Here is a 16,191-nt window from a genome sequence, read left to right as displayed (position 1 = left end):
CAAATCGACAAGGCAGGCCCAAGGCAAACTGGCGCCGCCCGCACGGAAGGAAGAGGCATGAGCGCGCCGGTCCTGCAGACCACCCTGAATCTCGACAGCCCTGAGGCCCGGGCACGCGACGCGCACAATCGCGCGCTCGCCGCCGAGTTGCACGAACGGGTGGCGAAAGCGGCACTTGGGGGTGACGCAAGGGCACGTGAGCGGCACCTGAGCCGGGGCAAGCTGCTGCCGCGCGACCGTGTCGAGCGGCTCCTCGATCCCGGCTCGCCCTTTCTCGAAATCGGCCAGCTTGCCGCCAATGGTCTTTATGGGGACGAGGTGCCCGGCGCCGGGATCATTGCCGGAATCGGCCGTGTGTCGGGACGGCAATGCATGATCTTCGCCAACGACGCGACGGTGAAAGGCGGCACCTATTTTCCGCTGACCGTCAAGAAGCACATCCGCGCGCAGGAGATCGCGGCGACCAATCGTCTGCCCTGCATTTACCTCGTCGACAGCGGCGGCGCCAACTTGCCCAACCAGGCAGAGGTCTTCCCCGACCGCGACCACTTCGGGCGCTTCTTCTTCAACCAGGCGCAGATGAGCGCGCGGGGCATCCCGCAGATCGCCAGCGTCATGGGCAGTTGCACCGCAGGCGGTGCCTATGTCCCTGCGATGAGCGACGAGAGCGTGATTGTGAAGGATCAGGGAACGATCTTCCTCGCCGGACCGCCGCTGGTGCAGGCCGCGACGGGAGAGGTCATCACTGCCGAGGATTTGGGCGGCGGTGATCTCCATTCGCGCAAGTCGGGCGTCACCGATCATCTGGCGCAGGATGACGAGCATGCGCTGACCATCGTGCGAGACATCGCCAGCCACCTTGGACCCGCGCATCGCCATGGCCTTGCGGTGCAGGACCCCCGGCCGCCCAGATACGCGGCCGAGGAACTCTATTCGATCGTTCCCGAGGACGTGCGCGCGCCGTACGATGTCCACGAGGTTATCGCCCGCATCGTCGACGGCTCCGAGTTCCACGAGTTCAAGGCGCTCTACGGCTCTACGCTGGTTTGCGGTTTCGCGCACATCCACGGACTTCCCGTGGCGATCCTCGCCAACAACGGCGTGCTGTTCTCCGAGAGCGCGCAGAAGGGTGCACATTTCATTGAACTGGCCTGCCAGCGCGGCATCCCGCTGCTGTTCCTGCAGAACATCTCGGGCTTCATGGTCGGCGGCAAGTACGAGGCTGAGGGCATCGCCAAGCACGGCGCCAAGCTGGTCACCGCTGTCGCCACCGCGCAAGTGCCCAAGCTGACGGTCTTGATCGGCGGCTCGTTCGGAGCAGGCAATTACGGGATGTGCGGGCGCGCCTACGACCCGCGTTTCCTGTTTACCTGGCCCAATGCGCGCATCTCGGTGATGGGCGGCGAGCAGGCGGCGTCGGTACTGGCGACGGTCCATCGCGATGCCGCCAACTGGAGCCCCGAGGATGCCGAGGCCTTCAAGGCCCCGATCCGGCAGAAGTACGAGGACGAAGGCAACCCCTACTACGCCACGGCGCGGCTGTGGGACGACGGGGTGATCGACCCCGTGCAAACCCGTGACGTGCTGGGCCTGGCGCTGTCGGTCTGTCTCGAAGCCCCGATCGAGGAGGCGCCCCGCTTCGGGGTGTTCCGGATGTGAGCAGGGATACCCTGTTCGTGCTCGACTTCGACTGGCCGGATCCGGCCTACGAAGGGCGCCGCTTCTACTGCAAGGACAGCGTCACGGTGGAGGGCCTGCTTTCGCTGTTCCCTGATCGCGCCGCGAACATCGAGGTCGTGCGCGTCGGATGGGCGCGCCCCCGCAGCGAAGTCGTCGCGGTACTGGGCAAAGACAACCAAAACCTGCCTGCGCTGGCCTTTGCCGAAGGCGGCTTCGTCAACGCAATCGAGCCGCTGTTGGCAGCGCTCCATACCCGCCACGGCTTCCCGGAGCGTCACCCATGATCACTTCTCTGCTCATCGCCAATCGCGGCGAGATCGCCTGCCGCATCATCCGTACCGCGCGGGCCATGGGCATCCGCACCATCGCGGTTTATTCCGACGCCGATGCACAGGCGCTCCATGTTCGCGAGGCCGACGAGGCCGTCCACATCGGTCCCTCACCCACGCGCGAGAGCTATCTTGTGGGCGAGAAAATTCTCGCCGCCGCGAAGGCGACCGGGGCCGAGGCCATTCACCCGGGTTACGGCTTCCTGTCCGAGAACGCAGAGTTCGCGCAGGCCGTCATCGACGCTGGGCTGGTCTGGGTCGGGCCGAACCCGTCCTCGATCACGGCTATGGGCCTCAAGGACGCCGCCAAGACGCTCATGGCCGAGGCCGGAGTTCCGGTGACGCCGGGCTACATGGGCGCGAACCAGGAACCCGACTTGCTACGCCAGGAGGCCGACAAGGTTGGCTACCCGGTGCTCATCAAGGCGGTCGCTGGCGGCGGCGGCAAGGGCATGCGTCTCGTCGAGAGTGCCGACGCATTCGCCGATGCGCTCGCCTCTTGCAAGCGCGAGGCGGCCGCTTCGTTCGGCAATGACCGCGTGCTGATCGAGAAATACATCGCCTCGCCCCGCCACATCGAGGTGCAGGTCTTCGGCGACCGGCACGGCAACGTCGTCCACTTGTTCGAGCGCGACTGTTCGCTCCAGCGCCGCCACCAGAAGGTTATCGAGGAAGCCCCCGCTCCCGGAATGGACGCAGCCACGCGCGAGGCGCTGTGCGCCGCCGCCGTGCGCGCTGCAAAGGCGGTCGACTATGTCGGCGCCGGGACCATCGAGTTCATTGCCGACGGCTCTGGCGCACTCTCGGCCGACCGCATCTGGTTCATGGAGATGAACACCCGACTGCAGGTGGAGCACCCGGTCACCGAGGCGATCACCGGGGTCGATCTCGTCGAATGGCAGCTGCGCGTTGCAAGCGGCGAGCCGCTTCCTTTGACCCAGCACGATCTGACCATCGACGGCTGGGCGATGGAGGCGCGCCTTTATGCCGAAGACCCGGCGAAGGGCTTCCTTCCCAGCATCGGCCCCCTCGAACTGCTGCAGTTCGGCGAATCCGAAGGCGCCAAGGAAACAGGGCGCATCGACACCGGCGTCACGCAAGGCGCCGAAGTCTCGCCCTTCTACGATCCCATGATTGCCAAGATCATCGCCTGGGGCGACGACCGCGACGAGGCGCGGGAACGGCTCGGCGCGATGCTCGAGGACACCGCCGTCTGGCCGGTACGTACCAATGCCTCGTTCCTCGTCAAAGCGCTGCAGCACCCCGACTTCGCGGCGGGCAAAGTCGATACCGGTCTGATCGGGCGCGACGGCGAGGCTCTGGCGCAGCCGCCGGTGCCTTCGGCCGATACCCTTCGTGCGGCCGCTTCGTCACTCGTTCCCGCCGGCATCGCGCCGGGCCTGCGGCTGAACGCGCCGCCGCGGCGAACCGCGTGGTTCCTGCTCGATGGCGAGAAGATCGAGCTCGAGATTGACGATGGGAGCGACGAGCCTGCCAGCAGCGTCCTCGTCACCGAACAGGGGCAGGCCTGGCTGCTGGCGCCATGGCGACGCGACGGCGCGCATGGCGCGGCAGACAGTTCCGGCGCGATCGTTGCACCCATGCCGGGCAAGGTCATCGCCGTCGAGGTGAAACAGGGCCAGACGGTGACCAAGGGACAGAAACTCCTGACCCTCGAAGCCATGAAGATGGAGCACACCTTGACCGCGCCGTTCGATGGCACCGTCAGGGCGCTCGCGGCGACCCCCGGCCAGCAGGTGCAGGTCGATGCCCTACTCGTGCAGATCGAGGAGGCCGAGTAAGATGGCCGGACGTTTTTTCGATGAATGGCAGGTCGGTGACCGCCTGACGCATCAGCCGAGCCGTACCGTCACCGAGACCGACAACCTGCTGTTCTCGGCGATGACCCACAATATGCAGCCCCTGCACCTCGACGCTGAGGCCGCGAAAGCCAGCGAGTTCGGGCAGATCCTGGTCAATTCGACCTTCACCTTCAGCCTGGCGGTGGGCCTGTCGATCGCGGACACGACAGTCGGCACGCTCGTCGCCAACCTGGGCTTCGACAAAGTGGTTACGCCCAAGCCGACCTTCATCGGCGATACCCTGACCTGCGCGAGCGAAGTGGTCGAGATGCGCGAGAGCAGGTCGCGGCCCGGACAAGGGATCGTCGTGTTCCGGCACGAGTTGACCAACCAGCGCGGGGAAGTGGCTCTATCGATGCTCCGAACCGTGCTGCTGAAAAAAGGGGTGTGATTGCGAAGCAAACCTGAGGATGCGCGAGCCCTACGCCCGCGATCACGTCACGGACCCGGGCAAGCAGTTTACTGCTCAAGGTAGCCGAGGCAAGGTTTGCGCGCTTCATGAACGGCTCAAGCGTTGTTATCGTGCCGATCAGACAAGCACTTCACCGATAAAGAAAAGTCGTTGGCTATCCGGGGGCAGCGTCGTCGGGCAAGGCACCATCACCGATCAAGTGGGCGAGGCGCGTTCCGGAAGTGTCGTGTCCGAACCGGGACGACAGAATCATTGCCCCCGTAAAAGCTTGCCTGGTTGAACGTCGCTGGCACAGGTTCGGCAAAACCTGATGCAAAAATCGTGCGATGGCATGCGGCCTCGACACTACGGGAACGCGCCGGGGCACGGCAAACACGAACATTTCGCCAGTCTCGCCAAATATGCTTGCTGCAGTGCAGTGGAAGGAAGCCTTAACCTCTTTAACGAAGTCCGTGATAACCTCTTTAACCTTTGCTGATGCTCCGGTTTCTTGGTGAACCCGCAAGCCCCCTTTGCGCGCGACTCCGAGCCTGGTTGCCATGTTGCGTTGCAAAATTGCCGCGCCATTTTTCGCAACGCGCTGTGCGGTTCATTGCTGTTGAATGACAGCGCTGGTCAGCTTATCGGCCCCCCATCCCAAAACATGGCTACCTCAGGGGGTAATTTTGAATTCTGCTCGTTTGCGCCGTTTTACGGCGGCTTCGGTCCTCGCGATTTCGGCTTCGTTCGCCGCGCCTGCCCTTGCGCAGAGCGGCGCTCCGGTGGCCGAAGAAGGGGACAACGCGATCGTCGTGACCGCGCTGCGCCGCGAAGAGCGTGCGCTGGACGTGCCCGTCGCGGTTTCGACGCTTTCGGGCGAGAAGCTCGACGTGCTGAACTCCAGCGGCCAGGACATCCGTTTCCTTGCTGCGCGCGTGCCCAGCCTTCAGATCGAATCCTCGTTCGGTCGTACCTTCCCGCGCTTCTACATTCGCGGCCTGGGCAACACCGACTTCAGCGCTGACGCCGCGCAGCCGGTTTCGGTGGTGTACGACAACGTTGCGCTCGAAAGCCCGATGCTCAAGGCTTTCCCGGCCTTCGACCTTGAGAACGTCGAAGTCCTCAAGGGACCGCAGGGCACGCTGTTCGGCCGCAACACCCCGGCAGGCGTGGTCAAGCTGACCTCCAAGCGTCCGACCGAGGAAGTGGACGGTCACGTCAGCGCTTCGTGGGCAACCTACAACACCGTCAACCTGGAAGCCGCCGTCGGCGCGCCGCTGACCGACAAGCTGCGCTTCCGCGTCGCGGGACTCGTCCAGCGCCGTGACGATTGGGTCAAAAACGACAACGCCGCGACCATCAACGAGAAGAAGTTCGAGGGCTACCAGGACTACGCCGGTCGCTTCCAACTGGAGTACGAGGACGGTCCCCTCGACATCCTCGTCAACGCTCACGCCCGCTCGCTGAAGGGTACCGCGCGCCTGTTCCGCGCCAATGCGATCCAGAAGGGCACCAACGATCTCGTCGCCGGTTATGACATCGAGCATGCCAACCAGAACGGATCGAACCCGCAGGAGCTGGAGAGCTGGGGCGCCAACGTCCAGGCCAGCTACGAGTTCGACGGCGCCGGTTCGCTCTACTCGATCACTGCCTGGGAGCGCGCCAGCGTCTTCTCGCGCGGCGATATCGACGGCGGTACACCCGCGAACACCCCGTTCCAGGTCCAGACCGGCGGCGACACCACGCCGAAGGAATTCAGCCAGGAACTGCGCTTCGCCTCCAAGAAGTTCGGCGACGTCAGCTTCCAGGCGGGCGCCTACTACTTCAACCAGAACCTCGAGAGCGAGAGCGGTTCGTGGTCCAACACCAACGTCTACTCGCCGACCAGCATCTCGCACCTTGACAACGAGACCTACGCGTTCTTCGGCTCGGTCGAGTACACCCCGGTGGACGCGCTGATCCTGCGCGGCGGCCTGCGCTGGTCGCATGACAAGCGCTATGCCATCCTCGTGAACGGCGACGACATCGACGCCACCACCGGCCGTTCGACCGGCAGCACCAACGGCTCCAAGTGGTCGTGGGACGGCAGCGCAACGTTCAAGCTCTCCTCGTCGAGCAGCATCTACGCCCGCGTAGCCTCGGGCTACCTTGGCGCGGCGCTGAAGAACGACACCACCGCCGGTGTCGCGACGATGGCCCGCCCGCAGACGACGACCTCGTACGAAGTCGGCTTCAAGACCGAGCAGCCCGGCCTGTTCAACTTCTCGGTCGACGGCTACTACTTCGACACGAAGAACATCCAGCTGACGGCGGTGGGTGGCAACTCCAACGTCACGCAGCTGATGAACGCGAAGAAGGCGATCGGCTACGGCGTCGAGGCGGAATTCTCGGCGACCCCGATCGAGAACCTCATGCTGACGCTGGGCGGCAGCTACAACTACACCGAGCTGAAGGACAAGGACCTCTACGTCGCACCTTGCGGCGGCGGCTGCACCGTGACCGACCCGTTGGTGACCGTTAACGGCACCACCTTGGCCTCGATCGATGGCAACAGCCTGCCGCAGGCTCCGCGCTGGATCGGCAACGCGACGCTGCGCTACGCCGTGCCGCTGGGCAACGACAACGAGATCTTCGCCTACACCGACTGGTCTTACCGCTCGAAGATCAACCTGTTCCTGTACGACTCGATCGAGTTCACGGGTAAGGCCTACCTCGAGGGCGGCGCGCGCGTCGGCTACCGCGACAACAAGCGCGGCTACGAAGTTGCGGCATTCGCCCGCAACATCACCAACCAGATCCGCGTCGTCGGCGCGATCGACTTCAACAACCTGACGGCGATGCTCAACGAACCGCGCATCATCGGCGGCGAGTTCCGCTTCAACTTCTGATGAAGCGAAGGGCGCCGGGTCAAACCGGCGCCCTTTTTATTTGGCCCCCATGCCTGTTCATCCGCGAGAGGGCAGGGGGCCGCTCCCTTCGTTCGTCACCCGCGAGCGTAGCGAAGCAACCCAAGGCGGTTGCGCACTGCCCTGGATTGCTTCGTCGGCCCAAAGCGCACTTGGGCCTCCTCGCAATGACGAAGTGTGTTGTGTTCCAACAAGGACAACAGATGACCCCCCTGAATGCCGTGACCCGTCTCGTCTCCTCGCTGCTGACGGCGGCGGCGGTCTTCCTTGCCCTGCCTGCTCAGGCTGAGGATAAGCCCGCCCCGCAGAAAGTCCTCATCGATGACGAGGGTTTCTCGCTCATGCACATGATGCTGCTCAATTCGCCGCAGATCGACGTGGTGGGCGTGACCAGCGTGACCGGCAACTGGTGGGCGCCGCGCGGGGCGGCGATGCAGCTGCGCGGCCTTGAGATCATGGGCCGCACCGACGTTCCGGTGGCACAGGGCGCGATCGATCCGCTGATGAATACCGAGAAGGCGACCGAGCGCTGGGAAGCGCTCTACGGCAAGCTGACGTGGAAGGGCGCGTGGATGAAGCAGTGGGTTGAGCCCACGCAGCAGTCGACGCCGCCCTATTACACGCCCTACGACCTCTCGAACCTGCCCTGGGGCGCGCCCAGCACCAAGGTCGCCTCGAAGATGGCGGCGGTGTTCATGATCGAGATGGTCCACAAGTACCCCGGCCAGATCACTATCGTCGAGGGCGGACCGATGACTAACCTCGCGCTGGCGCAGCGCCTCGACCCCGAATTTGCCAGCCTTGCCAAAGGATTGATCTACATGGGCGGCAGCTTCAACCCGCACCGCGTCCTCGATGACCGCTCGGCCGTGGAGTTCGCGCGCGAGTTCGCCAATTCGCCGCGCCGCGAATTCAACATCCGCCTCGACCCCGAGGCCGCCAGCATCGTCAGCCGCGCGCCGTGGAAGCAGATCACCGTGATCCCGGTCGATCCCTCGACCGCGACGCAGCTGAGCCGCAAGCTGCTCGACCGCGCCGCGAAGGGCGCGAAGCCGGAACTGGGCAAGGCGATCGCCGGCTTCGAGCCGGGCTTCCCGCTGTGGGACGAGATCGTCGCCGCCGTGCTGCTCGATCCCTCGATCGTGACCGGGGCCGAAGACCTCTACGTCGATTACGACGCGGCGTTCGGCGCGACTTACGGCGATACGCTCAGCTGGCGCGAGCACTACCAGCCCGGCCTCGGCGAGCAGAAGGCCCGGGTGGTCATGTCGATCGATCCGCGCAAGCTGGACGAGATAATCGTGAAGTCCGTCGCGGCGAAGTGAGTATTTCTCCCCGAGCTTGCTCGGGGAGGAATTTGCTGACGATTCCCCCAAAAAGAAAGGCCGGGGCGGCGAACCGTCCCGGCCTTTCGAAATGGTCCCCTCCCGAAATCGGAAGGAGCCTGGCGCCGTCCTTAGCGGAACAGCGACAGGAGCGTCTGCGGCGACTGGTTGGCGATCGACAGAGCCTGCACACCCAGCTGCTGCTGGACCTGAAGGGCCTGAAGGTTCGCCGACTCCTTGGCGAGGTCTGCATCGACGAGGCTGCCGATGCCGGTCGTGATCACGTCGCTCAGATTGCTGTTGAAGCTGAGCTGACCTTCGATCTGACGCGAACCGGCGCCGAGGTCGGACAGGCTGGTCTTGACCGTGTCGAACATGGTGTCGAGCTTGGTCAAGAGCGCATCCGCCGCACCCGAACCGGTGCCGGCGACATCATCAGGATCATTGGCAAGGCCGATGTTGGTGATGTCGTCATCCGTGTCGGCATCGCCGAACGCGGTCTCGGCGGCTGCGCTCAGGCCCTGGTTATTGACCGAAAGCGTATCGCCATCGATCGATTGCAGGGCGCTAACCTTACCACCGGTAGCGTCCACGCCATCACCGGCGCCAGGTGTCGTTTCAGCAACGGCAGCCGTGCCCTTGAGCAGGTTCGTGCCGTTGAAGCTCGAACCTTCGATCACCGTATTGATCTGCTTCTTGAGGGTCAGCAGGTCGTTGGAGATCGCCTTGCGGCTTTCGTCGTCGAGACCGGCATCCGATGCTTCGAGAGCCTTCGACTTCATCTGGTTGACGAGGTCGGAGATCTGTTCGGCACCGGCGACGGCGACGTCCGTGACCGACTTGGCGTTGTTGAGCGAGGTGGTGACCGCGCCCAGCTTGCCAAGGTCGCCGCGGAGCGTCTGGGCGACCGTGTACTTCGCCGAGTCGTCCTTGGTCGAGGCAACATTCAGACCCGTGGTGATACGGCTCTGGGTGGTTTCCATCGACTTGTTGGTCGCGTTGAGGCTCTGGAGAGCTGCCATCGCGCCGCTGTTGGTGTTGACCGAAAACGCCATTTCTTGTTTCCCTTCTAGGTTACCGGCCGGTTCTGCGGCCTCTCGCAATCCCGAAAGATACGGGTGCGTCTTTATTCTAGGAGGAGTTGTTAAAGGACGGTTGCGGCCTGTGGAAAAACTATAGGAATGCTTCCCGGGCTCTCTGACAAAAGCCCGTCATTCCAGCGAAGGCTGGGACCGCTCGCTGTGAACAGCGCACTTCGCGTCAGGATGGCTGTCGGCGGACTCTCGCCTAAACACCGATAGCGGTCCCAGCCTTCGCTGGGATGACGGTGTTGGCATGTTAGCACCCCCTTGTGGCACCCCTGAGTGCCGTTGAGTGCCGCTATATGTACCGCTCAGAACGGGAACAGCGCGTCGTAGATCTGCTGGCCCCAGCGGGCCTGCTGCGCGTCGGTCAACTGGCCACGGCCGCCGTAACTGATGCGCGCCTCGGCGATCTGGCTGTGGCGGATGGAGTTGTCGCGGGCGATGTCCTCGGGCCGGATCACGCCGGAAACCACCAGTTCGCGCAGTTCGAAGTTCACCCGCACTTCCTGCTTGCCCCGAATGGCGAGGTTGCCGTTGGGCAGGACGCTGGTGACGGTGGCCGCCACCGTCATGTTGATCTGCTCCGACCGGGCGGTATTCCCCACGCCGACCGCACTCGACTTCGAATTGGTGCTGACCAGGTTGCCCGGGTCCGGGTTGCCGGGGAGGACTTTGCCGATCTGGCTTTCGAGGCCCAGAAGTGCCGCGATTCCGCCGCCTTCGCTGCCGTTGCGGGTGCGCGTGGTGCTGTTGGCGACCTGTGCATTATCGGCGATGTTGATGCGGATCGTGACGATGTCGCCCACGCGCGAGGCGCGCTGGTCGCGGAAGAACGCGCCGCCGCCGGTGCGGAAGAGGGAGGCGCCGCGATCGGCCTCGGCGACCTTGGGGTCGCTGCCGTCCGGCGCGCGATCGGCGCTGGCGTGGTTGCCCAGCGAGGGTTCGATGCGCGGGGCCACCGGGGCGCCGGGATCGCTCATCTTCGGCGCTTTTCCGACGTTCTTGAGGCGGCCGACCGAGCCACAGCCCGCTAGCAGGCTGGCCGAGAGAAGGGCGCAGGTGAGGGCAGCAAAACGCTTGTTCATGAGGGTTCCTACGGAAGCGCGATGCGCACTTCGCCCGTCGCGGCAGCAGTGCCTTCGAGCGTGCGGTTGGTGGCAAGGTTGAGCACGCGCACCGGCTCGCCGCGCGCCGCATCGGCGAGCGCACGGCCGGGCGAGGTGATGCGCAAGGCCCCGGAAACGAGCGCGATCGTCACGTTCTCCCCCCGCCGCACGAGGCGCGGCGCGGCGACGTCTCCGGCGCGCACGGCGGAGCCTGCCATGATGCGGCGGGTCGCTTCCTGCCCCGCGGCATCGGCCGGGGAGAGGGCGCCGCGCGCGACGGCGGCGGGGAGGCGCTGCGTCTCGAAATCGGCGCGCGCCAGCACCTCGCCGCGCTCCACCGTGCGGGCGAGCACGGCGGCGGGTTCCCCCGCAGGCGCGGCGGCGACGGCGAGGAGAACGGCTGCCAGCATCAGACGGTCTGCGTCGAGGTCTGGAGCATCTCGTCGGCGGTCTTGAGCACGCGGCTGTTCATCTCGTAGGCGCGCTGGGCGGTGATCAGCGCGGTGATCTCCGAGACCGGGTTGACGTTCGAGGCCTCGATGAAGCCCTGGCTCAGCGTGCCGTAGCCGGGCTGGCCGGGGGTCGAGACGATGGGCTGGCCCGAGGAGCCGGTTTCCTTGAACAGGTTGTCGCCGATGGCTTCGAGGCCCGCCTGGTTGATGAACGTGGCGAGTTCCAGCTGCCCCACGGTCTGCATTTCGACCTGTCCGTCCAGCTTTACCTGCACTTCGCCGGTCTTCGACACCGAAACGCTGACCGCCCCTTGCGGGATCGTGATGTCGGGCTGCACGCGGTAGCCGTCGGTGGTCACCAGCTCGCCCTGATCGGAGAGCTGGAACGAGCCCGCGCGGGTATAGGCGAGGTCGCCCGAGGGAAGCATGACCTGGAAATAGCCCTCGCCGTCGATGGCCATGTCGTACTGGTTGCCGGTGTTGGTCAGCGCGCCCTGTTCGGTGATGCGGTAGACGCCGCCGGTCTTCACGCCCGCGCCGATCTGGATGCCGGTGGGCACCTTGGTCCCGTCCGAACTGGTCGCGGCGCCGGGGCGGGCTTCCTGCTGGTAGAGCAGGTCCTGGAACTCCGCCCGCTGCCGCTTGAAGCCGGTGGTGTTCATGTTGGCGATGTTGTTCGAGATGACATCGACGTTGGTCTGCTGGGCTAGCATGCCGGTCGAGGCGATGGAGAGCGAACGCATGGGCGGTTTCCTAGTGGCTTTTAGGGGTTTCAGCCGATCTTGCTGAGGCGGTCGATCGCCTTGCGGCGCATGTCGGAAAGGTCGGCCGAAAGGCGCTGGCTGACCTGATAGGAGCGCAGCACCTCGACCATGCGGGTGGTCTCGGAAATCGGCTCGACGTTGGAGGCCTCGACGCCGCCGCTGCGCAGGCGGGTCTGGGCGGCGGTCATCACGGTGCCGCCGCTGCCGGTGAGGACGCCGTCGCCGCGCGCCTCCAGCATGTTCTCGTCGGCGAATCCGGTCACCGCGAGGCGGCCGACCGGGTCCTGCCCCGCCATGACGGTGCCGTCGGCGGTGATCGAGACTTGCGCCAGCTGGTCGGCGGGGATGGCGATCGGGCGGCCGTTCTCGTCGAGCAGGCGCTGGCCGCCGGAGGTCGCCAGCTCGCCGCTTTCCAGCACTTTCACGAAGCCCGCGCGGGTGTAGCCGGTGGAGCCGTCGGGCATCTCGACGTTGAGATAGCCCGGCCCCTCGATCATCACGTCGAGCGGGTTGCCGGTGGACTGGAACGCGCCTTGCGCGATGTCGTGAACCTGCCCGTAATCGAGCACGTAGGAGGTTTTCCGCGCGTCCTGCACCGGGGCTTCCTGCGCGTTCTCGACGTACTCGTGGAACACCGCCTGCTCGCGCTTGTAGCCCGCGGTCGAGACGTTCGCCATGTTGTTTGCGGCCACGTCCAGCTGGCGGCGCAGGGCCTGCTCGTGGCTGAGGAGGACGAAGGAAGAAACGTCCATCGGCGGACCTTTTCGCAAAAATCTTGGGCGAACCCGGAAAGGGCTCTTAATCCCCTATATAGGATTGAAACCGCGCGCGCGGACGCACATGGACGCGCTCGCGGGAATTTTCGAACGGGGTACGCGGAACGTGAGCGACGATAAGACCGACGATACGCCGGTCGATGAGGCCGGAGCGAAGAAGAAGGGCGGCAAGGTCCGCCTGATCGCGATCGCCGTCGTTGCGGTCGGCATGCTCGCGGGCGCGGGCGGCGTGTACTGGTACATGCAGAAGGGCGGCTCGGAGCACGCCGAGGAAAAGCAGGCTGAGGCGGCGCCGGAAGAAGGCAGCGAAGGCGGGGAGGGCCATGGAGCCGCCGACGCCGACCCGTCCGCCTCTTACATCGAAGTCGCGCCGATGATGGTGAACCTGCGCGGCGGAGGGGCGCAGGCCAAGTTCGTCAAGCTGCGCTTCGTCGTCGTCGCGGCCGAGGGCAAGACCGATGCGGTCAAGGCGCGCCTGCCGGTGATCCTCGACGCGCTGCAGCCCTTCCTGCGCGAACTGCGCCCCGACGACCTCAACGGTTCGGCCGCCGTGTTCCGCATCAAGGAGGAGATGATCCGCCGTTCCACCGAGGCGCTCGGTAAGGGCATGGTGCGCGACATCCTCATCCAGGACCTGATCCAGCAGTGAGCGACGACCCGATCCGTCTCGCCGCCGTCGATGGCGAGGCGGTGCCGCGCAAGGGCCTGAAGGCCGTCCTCGAATCCAACGTCATCAACCACGAGCGCCTGCCGATGCTCGAGGTGGTATGCGAGCGCATGGTGCGGATTTTCGCGACCTCGATGCGCAATCTCACCTCCGACGCGATCGAGGTGAACCTGGAGCGGATCACCTCGGTTCGCTTCGGCGACTTCATGGACAACATCGCGCTGCCCGCGATGTTCGGCGTGTTCCAGGTCAAGCCCTGGGAAAGCTACGGCGTCGTCACGGTGGACGCCGGGCTGATCTACGGCATCGTCGATGCGCTGCTCGGCGGGCGAGGCGGCACGCGCTCGCTGCCGCCGGAGGGGCGAACCTTCACGACCATCGAATCCAGCCTCGTCTCACGCGTGGTGCAGATGGCGCTGGACGACTTCGCCAGCGCCTTCGAGGAGATCGCGCCGGTCGCCATGGGCCTGGAGCGCATGGAATTGAGCCCGCGCTTCGCCGCCATCGCCGAGCCGAGCAACGTCGCCGCCGTCGCGACCTATTCGGTCAACATGGAAGGGCGCGGCGGGGTGTTCTCGGTCCTGCTGCCCTATGCCACGCTGGAGCCGGTGCGCGAAAAGCTGCTGCAGCGCTTCATGGGCGAGAAGGCGGGCCGCGACCGCATCTGGGCCGACCACATGGCGAGCGAACTCTACAATACGCAAGTCGTCGTCGATGTGGTGCTGGGCGAGAAGATGATGCCCTTGCGCGACGTGCGCGGGCTAAAGGTGGGCGATACCATCTCGCTCAGCAACAGCCCGGACGACGCGCTGCAGGTCCATTGCGGCGGGGTGCCGCTGGGCCGCGCGCATATCGGCCAGCGTTCCAGCAACATCGCCATCCGCATGGCCACCGACATCGCCAAGGGGTATCCGAAATGACGCTTGCTACCGGGATCAACCTCGCCCTCGTGCTGATGTGCCTTGTCGTCATGGTGCAGGCGATCCGCATGGACCGCCGCATCCGGGCGCTGCGTGACGGTCATCTCGACCAGGCGGTGGAGAAGCTCGACAACGCCACGCATCAGGCGCGTCTGGTGCTGGCGGAGCTGAAGCGGGTGCTTTCTACCGACGCGGCGGCGCAGGGCGAGATCCTGTATGCCGCGCGTGAATTGCGGGACGAGCTGTCGGTGATGGTTGGCGTCGGCAATTCGGTGGCCGAGCGTATCGTCGATGCCGCCGACAAGGCCCGCGCGGCCGAGGCGGGCGTGCGCCGCCGCTCCGCCCGTTGGCGCGACGAGGCCGATGCGGTGCTGCGCGCCGAGGCGGAGGCGCGGCCTGCCGCGCCTGCTCCGGTAGCGGATGAGGCGCGCGAACTCAGCCGCATCGTGTTCGACCTGACCTCGAAGCGCGGTAATCGGGTAGCATGACTGGGCGCGTGGCATGATAAGAGCGCTGACCAAGCCTACCCGGTTGATGCTGGGCGTCGCGGCGGCGGCGGCGGTGGCCAACGCCATCGCCTTTGCCGCTTCGGCAGACATTGCCGGGGGGGCGCCGACGAGCCGCCTCGGGGCCTCGCTGCAGGATTCGGCGGCGCGGCGTGACAGCACTTCGGCCGCCGAGAAGCGCAGGCTGGAAATGCGCGAGCAGGCGGTGAAGGCCAGCGAGGCGCGGCTTGCCGGGCAGGTGCGCCAGCAGCAGGAACAGCAGGCCGCCGCCGCGAAGGCCGGGGCCCAAGGCGGTGCGGGGGGTGGGGCAGGGGCGCCCTCGGTGCCTTACGACAACCTCGCGCGGATCTACCAGACGATGAAGCCGAACCGCGCCGGGCCGATCTTCGAGAAGCTCGACATCGAGGTCCAGCGCGAAGTCGCCACCCGCATGCGCGAGCGGGCGACGGCGCAGATCATGGCGAACATGTCGCCACAGGGCGCCGTGGCGCTGTCGATGGCGCTGGCCGGACGCAAGGTGGTGCCTGCGGTGGCGAAGGCGGGGAAGTAACCCCACCCCTCGTCATTGCGAGCGCAGCGAAGCAATCCACCCCGGTTTGCGCGGCCCTGGATTGCTTCGCTGCGCTCGCAATGACGAATGGGGCAGTAGCGGTTCCCGACCTCACCGCTCCGTCGCGGAAACCTTCACGATCAGGACCTTGTCGATGGCCGGGGCCACCCGCTTCACTGACGGCGCGATCATCCCCGCCAGACGTTCCACATCCACCGGGGAGAAGCGCGAGGCGCGCAGGCGGGCGAACTCGATCGCCGCGGGGAGCGCGGCGGCGCGCAGTTCCGGCATCCGCTTGCCGAGCGCGGCGGCATCGTCGGCGGTCTTCGCCTGCAGCGTGATCGCAACGTGGAGCACCCCGTCCACCCGTCCGCCATCGACGATCGGCGCGTCGATCTGCTCCATCGGCAGGAACGTGGGATCGGGCGGCGGCAGTTCCACCGCCTTGCGCGGTTCGGTGTTCGCGGCAAACGCCGGTGCCGCGCAGAGTAGCAGTGCCGGGACAAAGAAACGGAAGCGGGGCATGCGAACTCCGGTGGGCGGGCGACGCCTCTATAATAGGATGAAATTCGAGGAGTCCCGTTGAGATGAGCAGCGATCGGCGCCCAGCCAAGGTCCGCGTAGTATCTGCGAGCCAGGGCGAGGGTGCGTCCGCAATGGAAAATCCCGGCGTTAACCCGGGGCGCCGTCGCGGCGATCGGCCGGATGAGGACGCCGAGGCGGTGGCTGCCGCTGTGCTCGCGGCTCCGACCCGGCAGGGCGGGAGCCTCTTGTGGGTGTTCGGCGCGCTGGTGCTGTTCCTCGTCGGCTGTGCTATCGGCGGGGCCTTGCTGGTGATCTCGGGCATCGCATCGGCGGAATCGCTGTGAGGC

The 16,191-nt window shown here is 65.8% G+C and carries 17 protein-coding genes; 11 read left to right on the top strand and 6 right to left on the bottom strand.

Features of this window, described 5'->3' with window-relative positions; genetic code table 11:
- The first annotated feature begins 57 nt into the window (after positions 1-57).
- The 6 genes from PKE80_RS10385 to PKE80_RS10360 all read left to right on the top strand — a co-directional run bounded on the left by PKE80_RS10385 (position 58) and on the right by PKE80_RS10360 (position 8,493).
- The gene (locus tag PKE80_RS10385; RefSeq protein ID WP_211150626.1) at positions 58-1,659 is read left to right on the top strand and encodes a carboxyl transferase domain-containing protein; all 1,602 of its coding nucleotides are present in this window, start codon (positions 58-60) and stop codon (positions 1,657-1,659) included.
- Positions 1,656-1,964, top strand: a complete 309-nt coding sequence (locus PKE80_RS10380) for a DUF3088 family protein (protein WP_271182394.1) — start codon at positions 1,656-1,658, stop codon at positions 1,962-1,964. The genes PKE80_RS10385 and PKE80_RS10380 overlap by 4 nt, the downstream gene beginning before the upstream one ends.
- Complete coding sequence (locus tag PKE80_RS10375; RefSeq protein WP_271182393.1) at positions 1,961-3,811, top strand: acetyl/propionyl/methylcrotonyl-CoA carboxylase subunit alpha; 1,851 nt, start codon at positions 1,961-1,963, stop codon at positions 3,809-3,811. Before PKE80_RS10380 ends, PKE80_RS10375 begins: the two co-directional genes overlap by 4 nt.
- 1 nt (position 3,812) lies before the next feature.
- The gene (locus tag PKE80_RS10370; RefSeq protein WP_271182392.1) at positions 3,813-4,262 is read left to right on the top strand and encodes a MaoC family dehydratase; all 450 of its coding nucleotides are present in this window, start codon (positions 3,813-3,815) and stop codon (positions 4,260-4,262) included.
- 701 nt (positions 4,263-4,963) lie between these two features.
- Positions 4,964-7,150, top strand: a complete 2,187-nt coding sequence (locus PKE80_RS10365; protein WP_271182391.1) for a TonB-dependent receptor — start codon at positions 4,964-4,966, stop codon at positions 7,148-7,150.
- Positions 7,151-7,371: 221 nt separating this feature from the next.
- Positions 7,372-8,493, top strand: a complete 1,122-nt coding sequence (locus tag PKE80_RS10360; protein ID WP_271182390.1) for a nucleoside hydrolase — start codon at positions 7,372-7,374, stop codon at positions 8,491-8,493.
- Between the two features lie 131 nt (positions 8,494-8,624).
- Here PKE80_RS10360 and PKE80_RS10355 read toward each other — a convergent pair whose 3' ends face one another.
- From PKE80_RS10355 to PKE80_RS10335, 5 genes are all read right to left on the bottom strand, one after another.
- Positions 8,625-9,548 (bottom strand): flagellin, encoded by a 924-nt coding sequence (locus PKE80_RS10355; RefSeq protein ID WP_036527345.1) that lies wholly within the window; start codon positions 9,546-9,548, stop codon positions 8,625-8,627.
- Between the two features lie 338 nt (positions 9,549-9,886).
- On the bottom strand, positions 9,887-10,663 hold the full coding sequence (gene flgH, locus PKE80_RS10350; protein ID WP_036527348.1) for a flagellar basal body L-ring protein FlgH: 777 nt from the start codon (positions 10,661-10,663) through the stop codon (positions 9,887-9,889).
- A gap of 8 nt (positions 10,664-10,671) precedes the next feature.
- Positions 10,672-11,094: a flagellar basal body P-ring formation chaperone FlgA gene (gene flgA / locus PKE80_RS10345; RefSeq protein WP_271182389.1), complete on the bottom strand. Its 423-nt coding sequence runs from the start codon at positions 11,092-11,094 to the stop codon at positions 10,672-10,674.
- Positions 11,094-11,879 (bottom strand): flagellar basal-body rod protein FlgG, encoded by a 786-nt coding sequence (gene flgG, locus PKE80_RS10340; protein WP_036527353.1) that lies wholly within the window; start codon positions 11,877-11,879, stop codon positions 11,094-11,096. Before flgG ends, flgA begins: the two co-directional genes overlap by 1 nt.
- A gap of 29 nt (positions 11,880-11,908) precedes the next feature.
- A complete protein-coding gene (locus PKE80_RS10335) occupies positions 11,909-12,652 on the bottom strand; it encodes a flagellar hook-basal body protein (protein WP_271182388.1) in 744 nt (247 codons plus the stop codon).
- Between the two features lie 130 nt (positions 12,653-12,782).
- On the opposite strand from PKE80_RS10335, the gene PKE80_RS10330 reads away from it, so the two are divergent.
- The 4 genes from PKE80_RS10330 to PKE80_RS10315 are packed head-to-tail and all read left to right on the top strand — an operon-like array spanning position 12,783 to position 15,319.
- Entirely contained in the window at positions 12,783-13,325 is a 543-nt protein-coding gene (locus tag PKE80_RS10330) for a flagellar basal body-associated FliL family protein (protein ID WP_271182387.1), read from the top strand.
- Positions 13,322-14,263 carry a flagellar motor switch protein FliM gene (fliM, locus tag PKE80_RS10325; protein WP_069708462.1) on the top strand — a complete coding sequence of 314 codons (942 nt, stop codon included), beginning with the start codon at positions 13,322-13,324 and terminating at the stop codon, positions 14,261-14,263. Before PKE80_RS10330 ends, fliM begins: the two co-directional genes overlap by 4 nt.
- Positions 14,260-14,751: a DUF6468 domain-containing protein gene (locus PKE80_RS10320; protein WP_271182386.1), complete on the top strand. Its 492-nt coding sequence runs from the start codon at positions 14,260-14,262 to the stop codon at positions 14,749-14,751. The genes fliM and PKE80_RS10320 overlap by 4 nt, the downstream gene beginning before the upstream one ends.
- 13 nt (positions 14,752-14,764) lie before the next feature.
- A complete protein-coding gene (locus PKE80_RS10315; RefSeq protein ID WP_036527360.1) occupies positions 14,765-15,319 on the top strand; it encodes a MotE family protein in 555 nt (184 codons plus the stop codon).
- 111 nt (positions 15,320-15,430) lie between these two features.
- Here PKE80_RS10315 and PKE80_RS10310 read toward each other — a convergent pair whose 3' ends face one another.
- Entirely contained in the window at positions 15,431-15,844 is a 414-nt protein-coding gene (locus PKE80_RS10310; protein ID WP_211150615.1) for a flagellar basal body-associated FliL family protein, read from the bottom strand.
- Positions 15,845-15,906: 62 nt separating this feature from the next.
- On the opposite strand from PKE80_RS10310, the gene PKE80_RS10305 reads away from it, so the two are divergent.
- Positions 15,907-16,188, top strand: coding sequence for a hypothetical protein (locus PKE80_RS10305; protein ID WP_211150614.1), 282 nt, complete (start codon positions 15,907-15,909; stop codon positions 16,186-16,188).
- The last annotated feature ends 3 nt before the right edge of the window (positions 16,189-16,191 follow it).

Source organism: Novosphingobium resinovorum (assembly GCF_027922145.1).
Lineage (GTDB): Bacteria > Pseudomonadota > Alphaproteobacteria > Sphingomonadales > Sphingomonadaceae > Novosphingobium > Novosphingobium resinovorum.
This window is presented reverse-complemented; position numbering and strand designations above follow the sequence as displayed.

Excerpts from the sequence above, each read along its gene's own strand:
- PKE80_RS10385 (WP_211150626.1), top strand. The coding sequence starts at position 58 with ATGAGCGCGCCGGTCCTGCAGACCACCCTGAATCTCGACAGCCCTGAG.
- PKE80_RS10375 (WP_271182393.1), top strand. The coding sequence starts at position 1,961 with ATGATCACTTCTCTGCTCATCGCCAATCGCGGCGAGATCGCCTGCCGC.
- PKE80_RS10370 (WP_271182392.1), top strand. The coding sequence starts at position 3,813 with ATGGCCGGACGTTTTTTCGATGAATGGCAGGTCGGTGACCGCCTGACG.
- PKE80_RS10360 (WP_271182390.1), top strand. The coding sequence starts at position 7,372 with ATGACCCCCCTGAATGCCGTGACCCGTCTCGTCTCCTCGCTGCTGACG.
- PKE80_RS10355 (WP_036527345.1), bottom strand. The coding sequence starts at position 9,548 with ATGGCGTTTTCGGTCAACACCAACAGCGGCGCGATGGCAGCTCTCCAG.
- flgH (WP_036527348.1), bottom strand. The coding sequence starts at position 10,663 with ATGAACAAGCGTTTTGCTGCCCTCACCTGCGCCCTTCTCTCGGCCAGC.
- flgA (WP_271182389.1), bottom strand. The coding sequence starts at position 11,094 with ATGCTGGCAGCCGTTCTCCTCGCCGTCGCCGCCGCGCCTGCGGGGGAA.
- flgG (WP_036527353.1), bottom strand. The coding sequence starts at position 11,879 with ATGCGTTCGCTCTCCATCGCCTCGACCGGCATGCTAGCCCAGCAGACC.
- PKE80_RS10335 (WP_271182388.1), bottom strand. The coding sequence starts at position 12,652 with ATGGACGTTTCTTCCTTCGTCCTCCTCAGCCACGAGCAGGCCCTGCGC.
- PKE80_RS10320 (WP_271182386.1), top strand. The coding sequence starts at position 14,260 with ATGACGCTTGCTACCGGGATCAACCTCGCCCTCGTGCTGATGTGCCTT.
- PKE80_RS10315 (WP_036527360.1), top strand. The coding sequence starts at position 14,765 with ATGATAAGAGCGCTGACCAAGCCTACCCGGTTGATGCTGGGCGTCGCG.
- PKE80_RS10310 (WP_211150615.1), bottom strand. The coding sequence starts at position 15,844 with ATGCCCCGCTTCCGTTTCTTTGTCCCGGCACTGCTACTCTGCGCGGCA.
- PKE80_RS10305 (WP_211150614.1), top strand. The coding sequence starts at position 15,907 with ATGAGCAGCGATCGGCGCCCAGCCAAGGTCCGCGTAGTATCTGCGAGC.